9 protein-coding genes are annotated in these 23,836 nt (G+C 59.1%); 8 read left to right on the top strand and 1 reads right to left on the bottom strand.

Going from position 1 to position 23,836, the window contains the following annotated elements; translation table 11 throughout:
- Positions 1–24: 24 nt before the first annotated feature.
- On the bottom strand, positions 25–3,210 hold the full coding sequence (locus ACIX8_RS11600) for an alpha-L-rhamnosidase (protein WP_190273770.1): 3,186 nt from the start codon (positions 3,208–3,210) through the stop codon (positions 25–27).
- A 253-nt stretch (positions 3,211–3,463) separates the two neighbouring features.
- Between ACIX8_RS11600 and ACIX8_RS11595 the strand changes: the two genes are divergently transcribed.
- The 8 genes from ACIX8_RS11595 (at position 3,464) to ACIX8_RS11560 (ending at position 23,737) form a co-directional block, all read left to right on the top strand.
- Positions 3,464–7,240 (top strand): carboxypeptidase-like regulatory domain-containing protein, encoded by a 3,777-nt coding sequence (locus ACIX8_RS11595; RefSeq protein ID WP_014265527.1) that lies wholly within the window; start codon positions 3,464–3,466, stop codon positions 7,238–7,240.
- Positions 7,241–7,339: 99 nt separating this feature from the next.
- Positions 7,340–8,725, top strand: a complete 1,386-nt coding sequence (locus ACIX8_RS11590) for a glycoside hydrolase family 28 protein (RefSeq protein ID WP_014265526.1) — start codon at positions 7,340–7,342, stop codon at positions 8,723–8,725.
- Between the two features lie 301 nt (positions 8,726–9,026).
- On the top strand, positions 9,027–10,436 hold the full coding sequence (locus ACIX8_RS11585) for an oligogalacturonate lyase family protein (protein WP_014265525.1): 1,410 nt from the start codon (positions 9,027–9,029) through the stop codon (positions 10,434–10,436).
- Positions 10,437–10,450: 14 nt separating this feature from the next.
- The gene (locus ACIX8_RS11580) at positions 10,451–13,954 is read left to right on the top strand and encodes a DUF4450 domain-containing protein (RefSeq protein WP_014265524.1); all 3,504 of its coding nucleotides are present in this window, start codon (positions 10,451–10,453) and stop codon (positions 13,952–13,954) included.
- Between the two features lie 37 nt (positions 13,955–13,991).
- Entirely contained in the window at positions 13,992–15,395 is a 1,404-nt protein-coding gene (locus tag ACIX8_RS11575; protein ID WP_014265523.1) for a glycoside hydrolase family 28 protein, read from the top strand.
- A 530-nt stretch (positions 15,396–15,925) separates the two neighbouring features.
- Complete coding sequence (locus ACIX8_RS11570) at positions 15,926–16,723, top strand: GAF domain-containing protein (RefSeq protein WP_014265522.1); 798 nt, start codon at positions 15,926–15,928, stop codon at positions 16,721–16,723.
- A gap of 580 nt (positions 16,724–17,303) precedes the next feature.
- Positions 17,304–19,436, top strand: coding sequence for a glycosyl hydrolase (locus ACIX8_RS11565; RefSeq protein ID WP_223295522.1), 2,133 nt, complete (start codon positions 17,304–17,306; stop codon positions 19,434–19,436).
- A 479-nt stretch (positions 19,437–19,915) separates the two neighbouring features.
- Complete coding sequence (locus ACIX8_RS11560) at positions 19,916–23,737, top strand: carboxypeptidase-like regulatory domain-containing protein (protein WP_223295521.1); 3,822 nt, start codon at positions 19,916–19,918, stop codon at positions 23,735–23,737.
- Positions 23,738–23,836: the final 99 nt, after the last annotated feature.

Here is a 23,836-nt window from a genome sequence, read left to right as displayed (position 1 = left end):
TCCAGGCTTTTGCTTTTCTTTCTGTCATTCCCGAAGGGAATCTGCTGTCGCTGCCTGCACATCTTTTCCTGAGGAAGCCGAAGTGGGCACATCCTCAACACAATGGCTTGAACTCTTCGACTTCTCTCTACGCTCAAAGCTGTAAATCCCGGAACCAAAACGATAGGAACTCCGAAATGCCGTTCTTCCAACAGTCGTCACATGTGCGTGAACAATAGAACCAACCTGCAGCACGCTCTCTTCCCCGGTCACCGGCAATGACGCAACCGCCGTAGCATTCGGTGGAACGCTGAACGTAAACAGCACACTGCAACCCGTCCTCTTCCAGGAGGCCCGAATAGGCCCGCGAACACTGTCGTACGTCGCGGAGGCAGACTGTAGTTTCTCCGGAAGAATCGGCGAAAACAGAATCTCGCGATACCCGGGCTGTGCCACTCGAATCCCCGCAAGATTCTCGTACATCCACTGCCCCACCGATCCATACATATGGTGCGTGCGAGTGCGGCTGGTCAGCTCCCACGTCTCTCCCAGCGTGGTCCAACCGGCATCCATCCAATAGCCATAGCTGGGATAGGTGCGCTGCGTCGCAATCGTGTAAGCCGCATCTGCAGCCCGCGGAATCCCCTCCTCCGCAGCCCTGCTGAGCACAGGCAGTATCCAACGCGCGCCGACGATGCCCACCTCTTCATGCCCTGCTCGCGTATCAAGAACGTCCGCGATCAGCTTGCGCTCCAATTCAACGCGCTCGCCTTCAGGAACCAGCCCGAACGCCAGCGGCACCACCTGCTGTTCCTGATAAAGCGTCTTGTCCGAGGCCTCGTGATAATAGCCAAGCTTCACATCCCACCACTTCGCGTTGTAGGCCTCACGAATCTTCGCGAAGTCAGCATCAAAGGCCCCAGCCTCTTCCATCTTTCCTAACGCACGAGCACTATCGGCAGCGATAGAAGTGAGATAGGCATAGTAAGCCGTCGTCGAGCTATAGACCGCAGGCGGAATAGAAATAGCCGTAGGCCCTTCACCTTCTCTGCCCTTGGGAGGGTCCCAGTCCCCCAGCCCCGCGCGCAGCGTGTACGGCGAATCATCCCCGTCCTTGTTGACCCAACGCGGAACCCACTCCCGCAGATATCTCTTCATCAACGGATACGTCTCTTCCAGCGACCGCAGATCGCCGTACCGCTGATATGACTCCCACGGCAGCACAAACCAGAACGCATCCCACACAGGAGTCGCCCCACAGCAACTCGCCGACTTCCCAAATCCGCCGATACGTCCATACCCCTGCGCTCCGGGCGCCAGCAGCGTCAACTCACCGCTGCTCTGCTGTGCATCGCGCATATCGACGAAGCTCTTCCGATACTGCTGCTCCGTATCGAAGAGCAGCGACGCCGTCGGAGCCGTCAATGCAGCATCTCCGGTCCACGCATTCTTCTCATACTCGGGAGTATCCGTGATAATACCGCCCACATAGTTCTCGGCTATCGAGCCGCGCACCATCTGTTCCAGCCGGTTGAGCCTGGGATTTGCGCTAATAAACGTCCCTGCCACAGGCAAGTCCGTACGCACCTCCTGCACCGAGACGACACGAACCTCTGCGGAGTCAGGCAACGGAGCCTCATGCAGAGCACTGAGTTCGATGTACTGAAACCCCTTGTAGCTGAAGCGCGGAGCATACATCTCCGGATGTTCCCGCGTGCCTGTGCCCTTCGCGATGTAGTAATCGGTCTGCACCTGCCCGGCGATACAGCAACCCGAAGAATTCACCTCTCCACTCTTATCGGTCTGGTCGGAGTAGTGAACTTCAATCGCCGTTCCTGCCGGCACCCCAGCGACGCTGATCGTCGCCCACCCGGCGCGCTCCTGCCCCGTATCGTAGACAAACACTCCAGGCCGCAGAGTCGTTCGTCTTCCCGCCGGCCGCTCCGCGACCACGCGCGTCGGTGTTCCCATCGCCGCACGCAGCGTCCCTTGAGGCGTTTCTACCCTCTCCACGGGCAACCAGCCGGAAGCATCGAAGCCAGGTCGATCCCAACCACGCTGTTCCAGCCTCGCATCGTAGGTCTCGCCTCGATAGAGCCCCGCATACCGGATAGGCCCTGCCTCCGACTTCTGCCATGAGCCATCCGAATCGATTCGCTGCTCCGTCCCATCCTCATAGGTGACGTACAGGCTGGCGCGAAGACGCGGCCTCCCTCTCCACTCCGCAGTGATGTAGGCCCAGTTCGCCCCATCGGCATCCTGATCGTATTGTCCCGATCCAAGCTCCGCAGCCAACACATTCTCTGTCGCCTCACTCGCCTGCTGCCGAAGCAGCGTCGTAACGTCCGAGGTCGTGTAGAGCACCGTCTGCGCATAGTTCGTAAAGTTCGGATCGAGAACATTGGGAGAAGTCGTCGTCCCATTGAGCGACATCTCGTTATACCCAAGCCCCGCAGCATAGAGACGCGCTCGCAGGATGCGCCCATGTCGCACGATCGGTTCCAGCAGAAACGACTTGCGCAGCCTCGGCACCGGCCTCACCTCGAGGCACTCCCCCTGCGTATCCTGCCGCCCTCCCTTGCCGACACCCACCGGCCGGCAGAACTCCGTTGGCGTAAGCCGCGTGTCGCTGGCGCGACAACAGGCATCGTCCGCGATGCCCTCAGCCGCTGTGGGTTTCACTTCCCTCCGCGGCGCACCGGCAATCCATTGCCCCGTCCATTCGCTCTCCGACATGTAGCTGGTCTCGAACCAGCTACTCTTCGCAATCGGCTTCTGCTGCAAGCCGGTCCACACCTCGACGGTCCAGAAGTACCGTCGTCTGGACTGCAGCGGCTTCCCCTTGTACCGCGTGTATGGATCTGCAGACTGCACAACCTGCGAATCCCATACCAGGTCATCGGGCCTTCTTCGCTCACTACCCTCTGGCGAAGTCGCAACCAACACCCTGTACTTCGACTGCAGAACTCCGGCGGCAGTAGAAGCAAGACTCCACGACAAACGAGGCGCAGCTTCATCGAGCCCCAACGCTTCGGTTCGCCCCTCCGTCTTCAACCTCTCCAAATGAATTCCCTGGGCCAGCGCCGGAACAACCGCCGCCAAAAGAGCCATCAACCAGCACATGCGGCGAATCCATCCGGCTGCGCGGAAATGGAAAAAGGAACACTCCGGCCTCAAACCGTCTACACGGCAGAGCCTCTGCACCGGAGATAACGTGTTCCCTTTATTCACGCGGTTTTCCCTTTCGCCACCCGGCAAAATTTTCGCAGCTGCGCCTCCATAGAGTGCTGCCATTCCGCCCCACGGGCCAAAATCAGGCGACGTCCGAACAGCCTTAAATCTTCCGCGCAAAGCGTATCAGTTTCGCAGATATATTTCACGCATAAAATAACTTTCCTATTGACAAATGTTTTAGCGCGCTCCTAACATCTGCCTCGTCCTCAAAAGCTGCAACGGATTCACCCCATCTCTGCCGAGGTTTAGCATGTACGCATCTAACCGCTCTCGCTGCCGTCTCTCCTGCAACGTTCTCTCGTTGCTCCTTCTGCTTTCGGCGTTGGTCTACGCCCCCTTCGCGCAGGGACAGATCGGCGGCCAGGGAGCCATCTCCGGTACCGTCACGGATACAACCGGCGCTGCGATTCCCGGAGCGACCGTCACTGCGACCAACGTCGACAACAACTCCGTCACCGTTCGCACGACATCGAGCGCCGGCTACTACGTGCTTTCGCCGCTCGCACCCGGTCAGTACACGATCAAGACATCGGCCCCCGGCTTCAGCGCCTTGACCCAGGAGCATGTCACCATCGACGCCCTGCAGACCATCGGCTACAACCCGAAGCTCTCCCTTGGATCGATCACCGAATCGGTCACCGTCGACACCGCGCCGCCGCTCCTTGAGACCGAAAATGCAACCCTCGGTACGACGATGGAGCAAAAGGAATACACCAACCTGCCCTTGATCATGAATGGTTCGCCACGCAATCCCACTTCGTTCGTAGGCTTGATGCCCGGCGTGAACGGTGGCGTCGGACGTTCGGGCGAGTTCAACGGCAGCGGCTCCGCAGGCTATCTCGACGAGGTATACGTAGACGGCATCCCGCTCACGGCCCCCGTACAACAGGGAGACAACCGCTCCGTCGCCTACACGGTCTCGCCTGAAGCCGTAGAGCAGTTCCAGGTACAGACCAGCGGCTCACCCGTCGAGTACGAAGGCGCGGGCATTCAGAACTACGTCATCAAATCGGGCACCAATCAGTTTCACGGCAATCTCTTCGGCTACATCCGCAACACCATCTTCGACACGTGGGGATTCGCGGGAGCTATCGCTAACGTCAACGTCATCACCAAGCAACCTGTAAAGCCCGTCGAGCACCAACTGGAAGTGGGCGGCAGCCTGGGCGGTCCCATCATCAAGGACAAACTCTTCGCCTTCGGCACCTATGACCACTTCAAATACGTGAGCACCCCCAACCCCACGCAGCTAACCGTCCCGACAATGCAGGCTAGAGCCGGCGATTTCTCACAGTATCCGTACCCCATCTACGATCCCGCAACAACTGCAGCCTGCACTGCAGCCAACGGTGGAGTACCTTGCCGCTACCAGTTCGTGGGCTTGAAGAATGGCATCCCCACACCCAACGTGATCGATCCGAGCCGCATCTCTCCGATCTCTCAGGCACTGGCCGCCGCCCTCCCTGCGCCAACGAACTCGGCACTCGTCAACAACTACGTGTCAGCCATCAAGGGCGGAACAATCTACTGGAAGAGCGCCGAGCGTGTTGATTACAACATCAGCAACAAGCAGCGGCTCTCCGGAATCCTTCTTCTCGGCAACTACTCGACCATTGGCCCCGACTACACCTCAAAGCTTCCCTTGCCCTACGGCACCGCCGAGTACGTCTCTCAGTTTTCCATCACAGGCGATGTAGAGCATAGCTACACCATCACTCCCCACCTGGTGAATCAGATCAAGTACGCCTTCAACCGGCTTGCGGCACCCGACGTCAATGCCACTCTCGGCACACCGAATACGGCTACCGCCGCAGGTCTGTCGGGACTCCCTGCTGGAGAGGCAGCCGATACCTTCCCGGCTGTCACCTTCGCCGGAGGCACCGATAATCCAACCAACTGGCATGCTATCTCCGGCTCGGTCTCGAACAACGAAGTCGTCAACACCTACATTCTGCTCGACAACATGCAATATCTCCGCGGCAAGCACTCCATGACCTTCGGAGGTCAGATCCAGTGGCTACAGGACAATTACAAGTATCCGAATAACAGCAATAGCTTCCCGATGACTTATGGCTTCAATAGCACGGAGACCGCGAACTATTTCCCGGCTGGAAATAAATCAGCAGGAACACTCGACACCTCAACAACAGGCGTTGCCTACGCTGGCTTCCTGCTCGGCGCTGTAGATAGCTCGAGCCTGCAAACTACTGCTATCCCCGAGTCAGGTGCCCGCTACAAAACCTATGCACCGTACTTTCAGGATGACTACAAAGCGCTAAAGAACCTGACGATCAATATGGGCATCCGCTGGGATCTCTGGACTCCCTTCAAAGAAGTCCGTAACCGTTCCGCCTACTTTGACCCCACCGTCAAAAACCCCATCAGCGGCGCGCCCGGCATTCTCAAGTACTACGGGTATGGCGCGAACAGTTGTAACTGCTCTTCGCCCATCAAGATGTGGTGGAAGAACATAGCTCCCCGTATCGGTGTGGCCTACTCTGTCAACCCGAAGACCGTCATCCGCGCGGCTTACGGCATCTCGTACGCACGCGACGCCGCGGAGGGTGGCCATAACTCCGGTGCCCGCACTGGCCCCAGCCAGCAGGGCTTCTCAGGAACCAACACACTCTCCGGCACCTCTCTCGGAGAAGCGGCCTTCTCCTGGGATGGAGATACAAGCAGGGTCGGCCCCACCGTCTTTGGAGCAGGCTCCTTCCCCGGTGCCGTCCCCACATTACCTAACACAGATCCCACCCAGTTGAGCGGTAACTCCAGCGCGCAGTTGGATGCGAACGGAAATATCATTCAAGGCTCAACCATCGGTTACGGAGATCCTTATCTCGGTCGCCGGGTTCCTTATTTCCAAAACATCAATATCGGCGTGCAACGTTCCGTTGCCAACAGGACAACACTTAGCGTGAACTATGTCGGCAGCCTTGGACACTTCGTTCCCGGTGCGCCCCGCGGCTACTGGACGGACGCATTAGATCCCAAATATCTCCTGGGAGGGGCAAACGGCCTCGGTCCCCTGCTCGCCCAGCCTGCCAACGCCGCGAACGTCGCTGCCGCGCAGAAGATTCTCCCGGGCTTCCGTCTTCCCTACGCAACATTTGCAGGCAGCAAGGCAACAATCTCACAGGCACTGCGTCCTTTCCCTCAATACTCGAGCATCTCGGACGTCTGGGCTGATGCAGCCAATACGGCTTACCACTCTCTACAGTTGACTCTCAACCAGAGAACATGGAATGGAATCACATTCACCCTGAACTACACCTATGCCATCGCCACAGGAGACGCGGACGACTCTCGCAGCGGTTACGATATCCCAGCAGGCCTGATCTCCGGCCTGACAACCACAGCGAAAGAACACAGCCTCGATAACACCTGGCAGAGCAATGCGAACAAGCAGCAGCTCACGCTTTATGGCGTCTGGGAGTTACCTTTCGGCAAAGGGCGCAGGTATAGCGGCGGCAACTTCCTCACCCGACCGATCGTGAACGATTGGCAGCTCTCCTCGACCTATCAGTACAGCTCCGGCGCACCGGTATCGGTAACAGATAGCTCGTGCCTGTCGGTGCTGGGTCAGGGAACCTGCTATCCCGACTGGAACCCCAACTTCTCGGGCTCGGCACGCCAGAACGGAAGCCTGGGCAGTCACTATGTCGCAGGAGGCGTATCGCCTGTCTACATCAATGGCTCAACCCTGGGGACCTCTCTGTCCAAACTACCGACAGGCGCATTCATGCATACGGGAGGAAGCACGGGTAACTACCTCATCGGCAATGTGCCGAGTCGTGCTCCTGCCGATCTCTGGTCCCCAGGAACCTATGCTTGGAATGCAAGCCTGCGGAAGTCGTTTCCCATCGTCGGAACGTACAAGTTCACCTTCCAGGCTGATTGCTTCGACGTAACGAACAAAGTAACTTTTGGATACGCGTCTACGGACACCAACAGCTCTGCCTTTGGCACCACCAACAACGGAAGCGGCAATCGTGACTGGCAGTTCGCAGGCCGCTTCGAGTTCTAGTTTGCTAACGAACGTACATGGGATAACCGATGGATCGCAGAGTCGCTCTGCGATCCATCGGTTCATCCTTATCCTCCTCCTCTCGCCCCCGGAGATGAAATGAATCTAGTTCGGCCCTCCTTCCTGCGCATCGCTCTATGCCTGTTGCTGATCGCTCCCCTCTTCGAGGCTGGAGCCTTTGCCGCTCCTGCGGCAAAGATCTTCAAAGTGTCCGACTTCGGAGCCAAGGGCGATGGCACAACCCTCGACTCCCCAGCGATTCAGCGCGCCATCGATGCCGCGTCGCATTCCGGAGGCACCGTCATCGTGCCGGCGGGCACCTATCTGTGTGGATCGATCTTCGTAAAGAGCGGTGTAACTCTCCAGATCGAAAAAGATGCCACCATTCGCGGCTCGCAGAAGATTACCGACTATCCCCTGATGCCAACACGCGTCGCCGGCATTGAAATGACCTGGCCCGCCGCTCTCGTCAACGTGTACGAGCAAAAAAACGCTGCCATCACCGGGGGCGGAACCATCGACGGTGACGGCAAGATCTTCTGGGACAGCTATCGCACCCTGCGCAGTGACTACGATCCCAAGGGCCTGCGCTGGGCTGCGGACTACGACGCCAAGCGGCCGCGCCTCGTCCAGATCTTCAACTCCGACCACATCAAGCTGAGCGGCCTGATGCTCAAACGGTCAGGCTTCTGGACCGTGCATATCTGCTACTCGCACGATATCGAAGTAGACGGAGTGACCATCCGCAACAACGAAGACGGCAAAGGGCCCAGCACCGACGGCATCGACATCGACTCCTCCAAAAAGATTCTGGTGCAGCACGCCGACATCTCCGTCAACGACGACGCGCTCTGCTTGAAGGCAGGCCGCGACTCCGACGGATTGCGCGTCAACCGCCCCACCGAAGATGTCGTGCTGAAAGACTCGGTCGTCCGCGCCGGAGCCGCCGGAGTGACCTTCGGCAGCGAGACCTCAGGCGGCTTCCGCAACGTCGAAGCCTACGGCATCACGGTCCTCAAGCCGGTGCCGGTTGGCATCCTCTTCAAGTCGGCGCACACGCGTGGCGGCTGGGCAGAGGACATCCGCATTCACGATATGGATCTGAAGGATGTCGCCGTGGCCATCCGCGTCATCATGAACTGGAACCCGGCCTATAGCTATGCCACGATCCCGCCGGAGATCAAAGACTATCCCAGCTACTGGAAGGTCCTGGGCACCCCAGTCCCGGAAGACAAAGGCATCGCCCACTTCCATGACGTTCACATCTGGAACATCGCGGGCACCGCAAAGACCGCCTTCGAGGTAGACGGCCATCCGAAGGCCCCACTCGAACGCTTCAAGCTCGATCACCTCGCCCTGCAAACCCAGACAGCCGGACATATCGTGAATGCAGCCAACTGGAACTTCTCAGATATCGCTCTCACCACCGCCGATGGCAGCAAGGTAACTGTCACCGACAGCCACGATGTAACAGGTCTCAACTAAAGCATGGTCAGCGTTATGAACTACCCGAGAATTGTCATCTCGACCGGAGCATGATGGCTTTATCGTCATGCGCAGTGGAGAGACCTGCAGTGTGTTGGTACTTGCGATAGTGCTTGCACGAGCAAACTACAGGTCTCTCCACTCCGTCCGCAAAAGCGCGACCTCCGGTCGAGATGACAAGGCATGGGAGAAGTAGAAGAGAGCCACATCACACGAGCGGTTGGCCCTCAAGACACATTATCGAAACAGCGAAAGCGCCGCCCACAGCCTCGCTCTTCGCTCACCCCAAGGAGAACATCTCATGAAGTCTCTCTTCCAATCCCTGGCTATCGGCGGACTCGTTTTATCGCCACTCCTCTCGCTAGCGCAATCCCCTCCACGTTCCTGGGTAGACAAAGACACCGGCCACCGCATCTGGAGGCTAAGCGACGAACCCAACTCCGGCGGTTTTTACTTCAACGTCAACGCCTACACGCCTGACTCCAAACAGATGATCTACACCGCCCCCGACGGCGTTCACGTCCTCGACCTCAGCACACGCAAGCCCCACCTGCTGCTGCCCAATCCTGGCGGCGATTCAAGAGCAGCCGGAACTCCCCATCCGGTTGTTGTAGGCCACAAAACAAACAGTCTCTTCTACACCGTCTCCAGCCCTGATAAGAGCATCACCACCGTCTACAAGATCGACACGAACACCGGCGACATCCGCAAGCTCACCGACCTGCCGCCACATACCAGCATCTCCACCGTCAACGCCGACGAGACACTCGCCGCAGGCACCTACATTGAAGGCGATGCCACCGGCAAAGAGTACGGCTCGAACGCTCCTCCCAAGCCAGGAAAAACAGACACCCCTGCGACTCAGGGCCCGCACTATCAACCCACTAACAAAGGCGAGATGATGCGGCTTCGCCTTGCCGCACGGCTTCCGCTGGTTCTCTTCACCGTGCGACTCGAGCCCGGACCCAACGGAGAAAAGCCGGGCACCATGAAGACGCTCCTGCACTCGACCGACTGGGTCAATCACCTGCTGTTCTCTCCCACCGATCCTGAGCTCCTGATGTACTGCCATGAAGGAGCCTGGGAGAAAGTCGACCGCATCTGGATGATCCACACCGACGGCACCCAGAACACGCTCATCCACAAGCGCACCATGCTGATGGAGATCGCCGGCCACGAGTTCTGGGGCCTCGATGGCGAGACCATCTGGTACGACTGGCAGTATCCCCGCGGAGAGGTCTTCTATCTCGCCGGCTATAACCTCAAGACGCACGAACGCACGGCCTACAACATGCCGCGCAACGACTGGTCCATCCACTTCAACCTGACCAAAGACCTCGACCTCTTCACCGGCGATGGCGGCGATCCCGGTCACGTAGCCAAGGCTCCCGATGACGAATGGATCGAGCTCTTCCATCCGGAGCTGCTCAAGATAAGCGATGGCGCACTCTCCGGACCGGACTTCTTTCATCCCGGCGTCTTCCACTCCGAGCATCTCGTCAACATGGCGCACCATAACTATCGCGAGGAGCCGAACGTGCGATTCTCTCCGGACAAATCACTCGTCATCTTCACCAGCAACATCTTCGGCCCCAGCTACGTCTTCGGCGTAGAGGTGCAGAAGGCCGTCAATCCTCCGGCAGCAGACATTCAATCGACGACGGAGCTAGGACGCAAGTTCAAGCCCGAAGCCCCTCCCAGCGGAAAGTAAGACCTGGAGAACGAATGCACGAAGGGTTCTGGACTCGGCGTAGATTCCTGGCGGCAGCGACAGCTGTCGGCGCTTCGTCGTCCCTCGTTCCCGCATGGCGGCAAGCGCTGGGCCAGGCCTTGCCGCCGCCGCGGTCTCAGGCAAGCTCGCCTGAGATCACCTCCGGCAGCGTCACCCCACTGCTTGAGTCGAACGTGGCTCGTCCCCTGCGCTACAACGTTATGGACGGCGCCTTCGCCATCCATAACGGAACAGAGTTCTTCAATCGCCCTCTCTATGGGCCCAACATTCCCTTTCGCGTCGACGGTGGAGACCTGCCCGAGTTCTCTCTCTACCTGCCGGGTCACGGCGGCAACCTGAGACTTGGAGTCTCAGGCATGGACGGTGCAGACCGTTGGCTGTTTCAGGCCTCATCCGTAACCATGCGATACATAGAGGGCCGCCTGCTCTATGAGATCCGCGACGCGCTACTCGGAAATCAAGCCGTGCTGCGCGTTGAGGTACTCACTGTCGGCGCAGGTCTCTGGGTGGAGGTCTCCGGAGCGAATCTCCCTTCCGGTATCGCACTCACTTGGGCCTTCGCCGGAGTCAGCGGCCGCAAGGGAAAACGCAACGGCGATATCGGCTGCGAAGTAGAACCCGTCAGCCGCTTCTTCCAGGTCCGGCCGGAAGAGTGTCGCGACAACCTCTGGTCTGTGCGTGGCACCGAAGCGGAAGTAACCGCGCGCAAGATACGCATCCAGCTTCAGGCACCCGAAGCCTCGGAGATGCGTATCGGCGATGGCACTCTCTGGAACCATGGCTGGAGCGCCCTCTGGAGCAGCGGTGCTGAGACAGTGAAGCTCGAGTTCCCCGCTCTGACCGGGTGTGTCGCCCTGAATGGAAGCGCTATCCAACTGCGCCTCAACGTTCTCGAAGGTGCGACCCAACCCAGCCTCCCATCGCCGCCACTCGATGACTTCGCACACCGGCGAGCGGACCTGGCTCGCACTGCTGGAGCCCTGACCTGGAGCACCCCAGACCCTTGGTTGAATGGAATGGCCGGCGCACTGAACATCGCCACCGACGCCATCTGGGATGAAGCTCTCGGCTGCCTGATGCACGGAGCCGTCGCCTGGCGAATGCCGCTCGCCGGATGGCGCGGCCCTTACGCGCTTGACGTGACAGGACGCCACGACCGGATGCAGCGCCATCTTCGCCGCTGGATCGCCCGGCAAAATGTGTCGGCAATCACGAACGGATCAGGAGGCCTTCCGACACCACAAGGCTTTGCCGGAATCGCACCTGCAACAGGCGCGCCCGATGCAGGCTCAGCCGGAACAAGAACAGAGAACCTGCTGCACTCCAACGGCGATCTCTCGCACAACCACTACGACATGAACCTCGTCTTCTTCGACGCCCTGCTCCGTCATCTTCGCTGGACGGGCGATGCAGCCTTCGCTCGCGAGACGTGGCCTGCCCTGGTGCGTCATGCGGCATGGGAGAGACGGCTCTTCCGCCGCAACTTCGGCTCTGCGAAAGATCCTCTGCCGCTCTACGAGGCCTATGCCGCAATCTGGGCCAGCGACAACCTGCAATACAACGGCGGTGGCGCGACTCACTCCTCCGCCTACAACGTCTTCCTCAATCAAGGAATGGCTTCTGTCGCCGAGATGATCGGCGAAGACCCCGCAGCCTATCGCGCAGAAGCGAACGCAATCTTGTCGGCGATGCGCCAGCTCTTGTGGATGCCCGAACGCGGAGCCTTCGCCGAAAGCAAGGATTGGCTGGGCGAGCAAACCCTCAGCGAAAGCCCCGCGATGTGGACGCTGTATCACGCCATCGACAGCGAAATCACAACTCCGAAAGAAGCCTGGCAGATGGCCACCGAACGCCTTCGCGCCGTGCGTAAAGTCCCCGTCACAGGCCCTGATGTTCCCGAAGGCGGTTGGCAGATCGCATGCTCCGACTGGATGCCCTACGAGTGGTCGCTAACCTTGCTCGCCCTCGGTGAAAACCTGCACACCGCACTCGCTCTCTTTCAAGCCGGAATGGCCGAGCAGGGCTACGGCCTGCTTCGCGGCTGCCTGATCGACGCAGGATACAGAGGACTCTGTCCCGGCAACTTCCCCATGTCGCTGCAACTCGATCCTCATCGTCAGGAGTCGCAGCGAGACTTCGGAGATCCCATCGGCTGCGCCTCGCGAACCATCGTCGAAGGCCTGTGGGGCATCCTTCCCGATCTATCGTCGAGCAGGTTGAAGCTTCGTCCACAACTTCCCCCAGAGTGGAATCATGCCAGCCTCCACCATCCCGAACTCGATCTCACCTACACACACGAGGACCTGGCAGAAGTCTGGATCATCACGTCGCGATTCGCAAAGCCAGTAACGTTGACGCTCCATCTACAAGCTCGCACGATGGAGCTACCCATCGTTCGTGTAAATGGGCATCCTGCAACAGCCGTATTCGATAGCGACGCCGTAGGCTCTCCACAACTCGTACTAGGTCCACTGAGTGCAGCGAAGAGCTGGAAGATCGAGTTGAAGTGGCACGGAAAGCCTCCCCTCCTCGCACCGGCACATCCGATTGTCTGCAACCTCAGCGAAACCATCCCCTGGCCGAAGACAATTCCTCTTACCCAACTAGACGATCCCCAAGGCTGCCTCCGCGACGGCAAAGCCCATCGCCTCGGGGGACATACCTTCTTCACGCGAGTCGAACACGGAGCCTGCCGGTACTGGCTCCCCCTGGAGATCAACGTGTTGAGTAATACCGCACTCAACCCCAGCATGGCTCCAAAAGCCGGAGAGCATTTCGAGACAGTAGATCTGCAGAACATTCTGCACGGCCAGGTGCGAGATATCTTCAAACGCGGATACACAGCGCCAAAGTCTGGGCTCTGCTCGCTCGATCTCCCAGAGAAACTCCTCGGAGGATGGGCCAACTTCGACAAGAAGGCCACCCTCAACGATGCAGGGCTCCGCGCCGCTGCAGGTAAGCTGCCCATCCTAAATGGCCTCGTCTTCTCAACCCCACAGAACGCCAGCTCCCCCAACTGCTGTTTCCTCTCCCAGTGGCAAGGCGATCAGAGCACAGCACGCGTAAAACTTACAGGGCGAGCGAAGGCCATCTATCTCCTGTTCACCTGCACAACCTTTCCGCAGGCCACCCGTTCAAGGCTTGGCAGGTTACAGGTCCACTATGCGGATGGCGGTCCAGCTACCGAACTGGTTCTAAGCTCTCCGGAAAACTGGTGGCCTGTAGAACAGGACTTTCTCGTCGACGACTACGTCTTCCGTCTCGAACCCATTGGCGCACCGGAGCCACCGCTCCCGATACGCGTAGACCTGCAAACAGGAGCCGTGCGACTGCTGGACCGCGCCACCCTCAAAGGCCACGGCAAGACTATCGAGGGCGGCTCCGCGAATGTCTTGCGGATTGAACTAGACGAGCATCGCGACCTCTCAGAACTGGAACTAAAGTGCGAACTCTTCGGCGTTGTACTCGGCCTCCTGGCCATCACACTCGCCAGGTAATCCTTCGCACACAACTTGAAACAGCAACGAGGAAAACATGACTTACGAAGGACAGCAAGGCATCGGCCGGCGCAGCTTCCTGAAAGGTGCAGTACAAGCCGGCGTGGCCGCATCGCTCGGCGCGAGAGTACTTCCACTCGCAGCGGAAAAGCCCGCCAAACCTGCCGCACCGCCCTCCCTGCAACTCAACGTTCGAGACTTCGGAGCCACAGGCGACGGATCGACACTGGAAACAGCCAGCCTTCAACAAGCTCTCGACCGTTGCAACGTGCTGGGCGGAGGAGAGGTACTCATTCCTGCGGGCCGCTATCTCACCGGAGGCCTCAGCCTGCGCAGCCGCGTCACCCTACGGCTCGACAAAGATGCTACGTTGCTCGGCTCCCCCGATCTCGCGCACTATCCGGTCGCGCAGGTCCGCTGGGAAGGCAAATGGATTCCGGGCTACACTGCCCTGTTGCACGCTCTCGACGCGCGCAACATCGCCATCGTCGGCGAAGGAAAGATCGAAGGCAACGAAGCCGTCGCGGGCAGGCCCACCAAAGACAATCCACTGCGACGTCCCGCGCTGCTCGAGTTCATCAACTGCGATGGCGTGCATCTGGAGGGCATCTCCACCAGCTACGCACACATGTGGTCCATCCACCCCACCTGCTGCGACAACCTCGTCTTCCGCAACCTCACCATTCGCAGCACAAAGACCAATGGAGACGGCATCGACATCGACTCCTGCCGCCACGTCCTGATCGACTCATGCGACATCGCCTCCGGCGACGACTGCATCTCGCTGAAGTCGGGCCGTGGCGAAGAAGCCTACACGATGAACCGCCCGACCGAGGACGTCCGTATCACCAACTGCACCCTGGAAGGCCGCGGTTTCGCCTGCCTGGGCATCGGCACCGAGTCCTCCGCCGGAATCCGGAACGTCATCATTGAGCACTGCCACATCACCAGCGTGTACAAGTACGCGATCTACATTAAGAGCCGCATCGGCCGCGGCGCGTTCATCGAGAACCTCACGGTCCGCGATATGGACGCCGCCAGGATGCGCATGGGCTTCCTGCGCATCGATCAGACCAACGCCGGAATTCAGGACGCCGATCCTGTTCCGGGCCTGGAAGGCCTGCCGCTCTTCCGCAACTTCCGCTTCGAAAACATCCGTGTCCAGGACGCCCCGGTACTCGTCGAAGCAATAAACACTGACTCCGGCAAGATGCTCGACGGCTTAGTCCTTCAGGGAATCTCCGGAACCTGCGCCAAAGGAATCTCGATCGCAAACGCGCGCAACGTCGCCATCAAGAATGTCTCCGTGACCGGTTACACCGGACCGCTGCTGAGTCTCGCGAACGTAACGGGTCACGGGCTCGAAGGAGCAACACAGATTCCCGCTCCCGCCAAACACCCTCTGGTTGAAGTACCACCGTCACCCTACAAACTTCGCTAGGCGTGATATCAAACTGCACGTGAAGGATGCTCGAACTGTGCAATCAGTTTATTGAGGCACAAATCGGAAGGGCACGGTTTCAACCGTGCCACAAAAGCAGCATTTAAAGGCTCTTTCCACTCTGCCGAAGGCCGAAGTGAAGCCCGAATGGCGCAACGACTGAATTGCCTTCTTTCGTGCAGCCCAAGCTGCACAAGGACCACCGGGGACACTTTTGAGGATGCGGCCACTCGTTTTGCCACAATCAAAGAAAGCAATTCAGTCGCTCCGGCTACGTCTCGCTTCAGCCTTCGGCAGAGTGGAAAGAAGCTTTGACCCAGCCTTTTCGGCCCGGTTGAAACCGGGCCCTTCCGATTCGTGGCTCATCAAACTACGCATAGCTCAACTTTCGATCCAAGAATAGTTTGATGACACGCCCTAGAACCCGCCGCATCCCTGCCATCACCAGGAGGGCCACCGATAAAGTATTCTGAAAATTCCGCCAGGGAGCGAGTAAGGTAAAGAAATCCCGCACGTCTCGAAAGGTCGATATGGATACAGCTGCTGATACCGGCCTGGAAGTAATCAACGCCCAGAGTGATGCAGCATTTGCAGCCAGGCGCGTACACATCCGTGATGTCGCCATCCAGATGGAGGGAATGCAACGCATCGCCCACGCCTTCGTCGAAAACCCCGACACCATCCTGCTGGAGCTGGCCAACGCCGCCGTCGAGCTCTGCGGTGCGGACAGCGCGGGCATCAGCATCGAGAAAGAAGACCGGACCGAACACGACTTCTACCACTGGGTCGCAACCGCCGGTCAATATACCGGTTATTTGGGCGCCATGCTCCCGCGTTATCCCAGTGCCTGCGGTATCTGCTTGGAACGCGGACAGCCTCAACTCTTTCGCGTAGGAAAGCGATTCTTCGACATCATGGGCATCGAAGCGCCTCCCGTGACGGACGGCATTCTGCTTCCCTGGGAGGCAGGCAAAACGCGCGGAACCATCTTTATCATGGCCCACGGCCGCACCGAAGCCTTCGATCAGGACGACTGCCGCATGATGCAGGTGCTCGCCGACTTCGCCGCCATGGGCGTTCGCCAGCAGCAGCAACAGAAGCTATTGCTCGAACAGGCAAGCGCCACCGCCGCCGCTGCCATGGCCAACGACCTTGCGCACAAGATCAATAATCCCCTGCAGAGCCTGACCAACATCCTGTATATGGCGGCGGAAGGCCATACGGCTGCGGACGCACAGACCATAGGCCGCCAGACCTCCGACGATTTGAAAAAACTATCGACGCTGGTCAACGAACTGCTGGCTCTGCCCTATCGAAAGCTTATATAACCACCTGGCTATATAGAACATCATCACAAACGGTCTGATGTGGCTCTTTCGATCCCACCTATATCCTGAAGCGGCGCAGATCATCCTGAAGGGGCGCAAATCCCAGCCCCGCAGGGGCGGCTCCATCACAGCCCAGGGTGAAACCCTGGGTTATTGTGCTAAGACGACGTAGAGCCCTGAAAGGGCGACCTATTGAGGTACCCACGAATAGATCGCCCTTTCAGGGCTCAATTCTGTGGTCATTCCGTAACCCAGGGTTTCACCCTGGGCTGTGATGGAGCCGCCCCTGCGGGGCTAGGATCTGTGCCGCGTAATCCACCTCTGCCTCCACTCTGGATAATTCAAAAGTCACAAGCTCTGAGCATGCTCGACCGAAGCATTCTGCTTCATATGAGAAATAGTTTCCACTCTCTTCCTGTATCATGGACGCGATTCCACCTACCCTCGGAATTAGGATTCGGAGAAAAGTCCAGTGATCCCTATGTGGATGCCCCTCAAGAGAGTCTTTGTTATACCCTCCTTACTTCTGTTCGCGAGCCTCTCCAACGCACAGGCCCCGGCGCCCCATCCCTGGCAAACGTTGAATACACCAACCATCGACCAGCTACAGTCCCTCTGGACCACCCCACCACCCGAGTACGGCCCGGAACCCTACTACGGCCTCAACGGCCCCGTCACACTAGAGACCGTGCAGCACGACCTCGACACGATGCGCAGCCTCGGCTTCCGCGCGGTCACCGTGCAGGACGGCTACGGCGCCGACCGCCCCTATCTTTCGCCGGAGTACTTCCGCTTCTTCCGCCAGTTCGTCCTCGAAGCCAAGAAGCGCAACATGCGCGTCTGGATCGTGGATGACGCAGGCTACCCAAGCGGTTTCGCCGGTGGCAAGTTCACCGCTGAACATCCCGAGCTCCGCATGCAGGCGCTCGTCACCAGCAATCCAACACAGATCGCCGCCGGCGGAATCTTCGATCAGGCTGTCGAACCCGGCACCGTGGCCGTAACCGCAATCCAGTCACCCAACGGCGAGACCGTACAGATCCCCATCGAGAACGGTCATGCACATTGGACCGCACCTGCTGGCAAGTGGACCGTCTACGTCGTAGAACATGCCTTCCGCACCTCGCCCACGCGTTCGGACACCAACCCCAAGCGAGTCAAAGACACCTCGCAATCGCTCGAAGATTACCTCGACCCCACCGCCACCGCACAGTACCTCGCCTACACCCACGAAGGCTACAAGAAGGCCGTAGGCGACGAGTTCGGCAAGACCATCCTGGGATTCCGCGGCGATGAACCCGACTACTCCATCAACGGCCTCCCCTGGACGCCGCAGTTCTTCGCCCACTTTCAGGCGGCCAAAGGCTACGACATACGTCCCTTCCTCGCAGTGTTCCTGCAAGGCAAGAACGCGGAGCTAACCCCACGCCAGCTCCGTGCCCGCGCCGACTACTACGACATCTTCGCCAACCTCTTTCGCGATGGCTTCTTCAAGCCTCAGGCCGACTGGTGCGCAGCCAACGGGCTCGAGTATCAGGTGCACCTGAATCACGAAGAGATGCAGCTTCAACTCGCGCACAGCGAAGGCGACTTCTTCCGCGACATGCGCTACGTGCAGGTCCCCGGCATCGATGCGATCTGGCACCAGATCTGGACCGACACCATCTCCGACTACCCCCGCCTCGCGTCGTCGGCGGCCCACGTCTACGGACACCCGCGCGCCTTCACCGAAAGCTTCGCAGCCTATCGTCCCTTACCCGACATCACGCTGGCACGCTACATCCTGAACGAGCAGTTCGTGCGCGGCGTAAACCAGGTAGAGACCATGTACTTCCCCGCCACCAGCACTCCCGGACGCGGCGGCCCGATGGAGTTCATGCGCGACCCCGGCTACCCGGCGCTCATGCAGTACACCAGCCGGCTGAGCTACCTGATGAGCAGCGGCCACCCCGCCGCCGACGTCGCCCTGCTGCTCCCCGCCGAATCCCTCTGGATGGGCGATGCCAAAGCCGACGACACCTTCGTCTCCACCGAGCGCCTGCTCTCCGAACATCAGATTGACTTCGATATCGTGGATGAAGATGCGATCGGTTCCCTGCTGAAGACCGAACCCGGCGCCTTCCTCAGCCTCAGCGGCAATCGCTACCGAACCGTTCTGGTGCCGCACGCCGCATTGCTTCCGGCCGCAGTCGTCGATCGCCTGAAGCACTTCGCCGCTACCGGCGGACACGTGGTGTTCCTTGGCGCAGCCCCCGGCTTTATCGGCGGGCAGAACGATCTGGAAGCACGCGCCGCCCATCCCGAAGACTTCGCCTGGGCCACCCTCGTCGAGGGTGATCTTCCCCCAACGCCCACCCCTCCGGCCCAACCGCCCACGTCGCCACCAGCCCCACTCATCGTGCCACCGGCACTCCTTTCAACCCTCCAGAAGGCCCTTCCTCCCAGCACACTGTCGCTCGCCAACGCCGACCCCGCACTACGCTTCACGCACCGCACGTTGAAGAACGCCACCTTATTCCTGCTCTTCAACGAATCGAACCAGCCCCTGAACAACCAACTCATCCTGCGCGGACGCGGCACCCGGGTAGAAGTATGGGACCCACAAACCGGAACGATTACCCCTATCAAAGAAGCCCACTCAACTGGCCGCAACCAGCAGAGCCTTCCCCTAACACTTGCCCCCTATGCCACCGAAGTACTCGTATTGCGCTAACCAGAATCCCGAGTTCTTAGCTCGCTGAACAATGACCACTTTCACTACAGCCATAGCCTTCAATACGACCATGGCCTTCACTACAGCGCGAAGCGCATTCCCTGACGCTTTAGCGTCAGGGAGTCGGAGGGAGCCGTAGCCTTTAGGCTACGGAATTCAGGCCTAGTAAAGATGTGGCCTTTAGGCCCGGGCCTTCTTTCGGCTGCACACAAAAGGCCCCAATCTAAACCCCAATCAACCCCCAAACCAACGCCCGCCGCAATCGCCCTTCCCCCACACGCCTGCAAGCTTCCCCACACCCGTCGCATCTTTATACAGGAACAATTTTTCTATTGACATCTCTTGTTGGCGACACGTAAGGTTTTGTGGCTGAGAACCAATTGCACGTAACCCCGTTCGGAGGAACCATGTCTTCACTCAACGTAAGCACGCCCAACAAGCGTTTCAGTAAAATCCCTTGTTCGCGAGCGAAAGATATCTTGTTCCTCTTCGCATGCATCTTCAGCCTGGTCCTCTTCGGTTCGGCAACATTACAAGCGCAGACAGGCGGTGAAGCCGGCATTCAGGGCACGGTCGTCGATCCGACGGGCGCCGCCGTTCCAGGAGCCGTTGTCACCGCGACCAACGTGGCCACAGGGGTTGCAACATCGCGCGTAGCCTCCAGCGACGGACTCTATACGATCTCCCCCATCCTTCCCGGTGTCTATACCGTGTCCGTCAAGGCCAAGGGCTTTCAGGAATCGACCCAGAAGAATCTCGCCGTAGACGCGCTCAAGCTCACCGGCCTGAACCTCACACTCTCTGTCGGTTCGGAATCGACGGAGGTCACAGTAACCGACGCTCCCCCCGCGTTGGAAACAACGAATGCCGTTCTTGGCGCCGTGATGGAAAACAAGACCTACGCCAACCTACCCCTCCAGATGAGCGGGCAGCAGCGTGATCCGACGGCCTTCGCCGTCCTCGTTCCCGGAGTCCAAGGCGGTGCTCGCGCTCCCATCATCGGCGGTACCGGCAACTATCTCGCCGCGGTCTATGTCGACGGTATCCCCGTAACGACGATCAATCAGCAGGGCGACAACCGTGTCGTTGCAAACGCGCTTCCCGTCGAATCCATCGACCAGTTTCAGGTCGTTACCAGCACACCCGATGCCGAGTACCAGGGCGCAGGCATTATCAACTTCTCGCTGAAATCCGGCTCCAACCAATATCACGGCTCGGCGGCCACTTACGTTCGTGCACGCATGTTCGACACCTGGAGCTTTGCCTCGAAGGACGCAACGGCAGTCAACGAAGCCGGCCAGACCATCCCCTCGCCCAAGCCCGACGAGCACCAGTCAGAGTACGTTGCCTCCGGCGGCGGCCCCATTCCGTTCATGAAGAAGCACGGCTTCTTCTATGTGACCTACGACAAATATCACGGCCGCAACGGCATCAATCCTAACTTCCTGACAATTCCAACGGCGCTTATGCGGCAGGGCAACTTCAGTGAGCTCAAGGTCCCGATCTACGACCCAACCACGGACGGGTCATGCTCGGCCTACGGGAACTCAACCGTATGCCGCAAGCAGTTTGCCAATAACACCATTCCCTTGAATGAACAGTCGCCGCTGGCCATCCAGATGCAGAGCTATCTACCCACCAACTACGCCAACACCAATACAGTGAACAACTACTTTGGCGGCGTACCCAGCGGTTACGACAACTGGGAGATCGCGGGACGAGCCGACTTCGATCTAACCTCGAAGCAACGTCTTTCCTATGTCATCGCCTATGGCGTCCGCAAGAATGTACCCTTCACCGTTGGCTCGAATGCGGTGCCGACCGTAGCCGGTGTCGTTCTTCCGCTGCCCTACACCGCTGGCGGGTACGCCACGATTACACCTGTCGTGACCGACATCGAACATGCCTGGCAGATCTCCAACAGCATGACCAACCAGTTGAAGTTCGCCTTCAATCGTTTTGGACAACCGATCACGAATCTGACCGATGGAGTGGCACCCTACCGCGCAGCGGCAGACCTCGGCATCACAGGCTTGCCGGACGGCCAGGCCTCCACGGAGTTTCCGGAAGTAAGCTTCGCCACAACCACCGCGAACGCAGCACAACTCGCAACCTGGACGTCGAACGGAGCCAGCGGAGCGACGCAGACCACAATCCCCAATACCTTCACCCTGCTGGACAACTTCATGATCACCAAGGGGAAGCACAGCCTTACGCTGGGTTTCACCACACAATGGCTGGAGGATAACGTCGCCGCACAGCTCGGAGCTTCAGGCGTTTATCAACTTGGATTTTCGGCGAATTCAACAGCCGCGGTCCTTAACGGGATTGTTTCGCCAAATGCCGCAAGCAGCCTGGGCGTAAAGAATGTAGCGGATAGTCCTGGACCAAGCGGCTTCTCGTATGCCAGCTACCTGCTGGGTGCGGCAAGCCAATCCAACATCGGACTGCAGGCAGTATCGGAGACCGGTGGCCGCTATCACGACACCTCTCCGTACGTCGCAGATGTCTGGAAGGTGACCCCGAACCTGACTGTCAATATAGGTCTGCGCTGGGATTACTTCCCTCCCTTCCACGAGGTACAGGATCGGTGGAGCTTCATGAATCCGAACCTCCAGAACGCCATTACCGGGAACATGGGCGAACTTCAGTTTGCCGGCAATCACGGCGGCCCTGGCGTAAGCTGCAACTGCCGCACGCCGGTGCAGACATGGTGGAAGAACTTCGGACCGCGTGTCGGTCTGGCTTACTCCTTAAACCCGACAACCGTGCTTAGAGCTGGCTATGGCCTGGTCTACTCGATTGGCGGCGGTGTCGGCGGTCGTGGCGGTGCAGGTACCGGTACAGGCCAGACAGGCTTCAATACCAGTGCTACAACGCCTACGGAAATCACGACGACTTCCAATGGAGCCCCAGGGCCTTCGTACTACCTGAACAACAGCATGGCATTCCAGAACCTGGGCATAGGCAATACTCAATACGGTGGCCCCGGATACACGTTGCCCGCACTGCCGCAGCAGAACGCCGCTGCCCAGACGCTGCTGACCAGCTACTACGGCACGACAGGCTCGACAGGTACTGGCCCAGGCTATGCCGATCCTTACCTCTCCGGCCGCGCCCCCGAGTTCGCGCTCTTCAATGCCGGCATTCAACAAGCCCTGAACAATAACCTGACCCTCACGTTGAACTATGCCGGCACACAGAGCCACTTCCTGCTGGCAGGCGGCTCCAACCCGCGCGGCTACTGGACCAATCAGCTCGATCCAAAGTACATGGTGGCACTGGGTGGGGTAGCTGACTCCACGGGCAAGAACCCTCTACTCGGCGCGAAGGCAACTCCAGCCAACGTCCAGATCGCCGAGAATGCGATGCCCGGTTACAAGCTCCCATACGCGGCGATTTCATCGGCGGGAACCCAGGCAACCATCGCTCAAACGCTGGTTGCCTTCCCGCAATACAACGGCCTCTCCGATACCTGGGGCCAGAACGTGGCGAACATCAGCTACAACTCGCTGCAGGCCTCCCTTGCGCAGCGTGCCTCTCACGGTCTCTCCTATACCTTCAACTACACCTGGTCGCGCAATATCGGTGACGACGGCACCTTCCGCTCAGGCTTCGACCTGCCCTCGGGATCGGTCTCTCGCACCTCACAGGCGTATCACCAGAATCGTATCGAGCGTTCCCTCACCACAACCGATATGACCCACAACGTCTCGGCTTACGGCTTGTGGGAGCTGCCGTTCGGCAAGGGACACATGGGCGGAGATCACTTCGTCGTACGGGCTCTCGCCAGTGGCTGGCAGTTGTCCACGATCTATCAGTTCACCAGCGGCACACCGTTTGTAGTCTCGTACGGCGGTTGCAATGCGCCGAACGCAGGCACCTGCGAGGTAGATCTTAACCCGAACTTTACCGGCAACCCTCGCATCCAGAAGGGCTACCGCAAGTTCAATACTCAATACATCAACCCGGCCGCCTTCAGCGCTCCGACAGCCTTTAGCTCGAACCTCAGCACCAACTACAACAAGCTCGGCAACGCGCCCCGCACGGCTCCTTATGGTTTGCGTAACCCGTACTTCTGGAAAGATGACGTCAGCCTGCGCCGGACGTTCGGCATCTGGAACCGCTTGCAATTCGTAGCCGAGGTCGATTGCCTCAACGTTGCGAACCATGCCACCCTGTCGAATCCGTCGGCTACGTGGGGTGCTCCGGGCTCTGCGGCCGGAAACTCCTTCGGTGTCATTACCGGAGCAATGGCTAACTCCCGCGACTTCCAGTTCGCGGGTCACATCAACTTCTAACACTGTGGTGCCTCCTCAAGCCTCGGGCACGTATCTTGTGCCCGAGGCCTTTCTTTCTGTAAATCGCTTTCTATCCGTGTTCTTGCTACAGGAGTCTGT

Origin of the sequence: Granulicella mallensis MP5ACTX8 (assembly GCF_000178955.2) — a bacterium.
Classification (GTDB): domain Bacteria; phylum Acidobacteriota; class Terriglobia; order Terriglobales; family Acidobacteriaceae; genus Granulicella; species Granulicella mallensis.
This window is presented reverse-complemented; position numbering and strand designations above follow the sequence as displayed.

What these genes read in the sequence shown, in the direction of transcription:
- ACIX8_RS11575 (WP_014265523.1), top strand. Translation starts at nt 13,992, where the DNA reads ATGACTTACGAAGGACAGCAAGGCATCGGCCGGCGCAGCTTCCTGAAA.
- ACIX8_RS11580 (WP_014265524.1), top strand. Translation starts at nt 10,451, where the DNA reads ATGCACGAAGGGTTCTGGACTCGGCGTAGATTCCTGGCGGCAGCGACA.
- ACIX8_RS11585 (WP_014265525.1), top strand. Translation starts at nt 9,027, where the DNA reads ATGAAGTCTCTCTTCCAATCCCTGGCTATCGGCGGACTCGTTTTATCG.
- ACIX8_RS11595 (WP_014265527.1), top strand. Translation starts at nt 3,464, where the DNA reads ATGTACGCATCTAACCGCTCTCGCTGCCGTCTCTCCTGCAACGTTCTC.
- ACIX8_RS11570 (WP_014265522.1), top strand. Translation starts at nt 15,926, where the DNA reads ATGGATACAGCTGCTGATACCGGCCTGGAAGTAATCAACGCCCAGAGT.
- ACIX8_RS11590 (WP_014265526.1), top strand. Translation starts at nt 7,340, where the DNA reads ATGAATCTAGTTCGGCCCTCCTTCCTGCGCATCGCTCTATGCCTGTTG.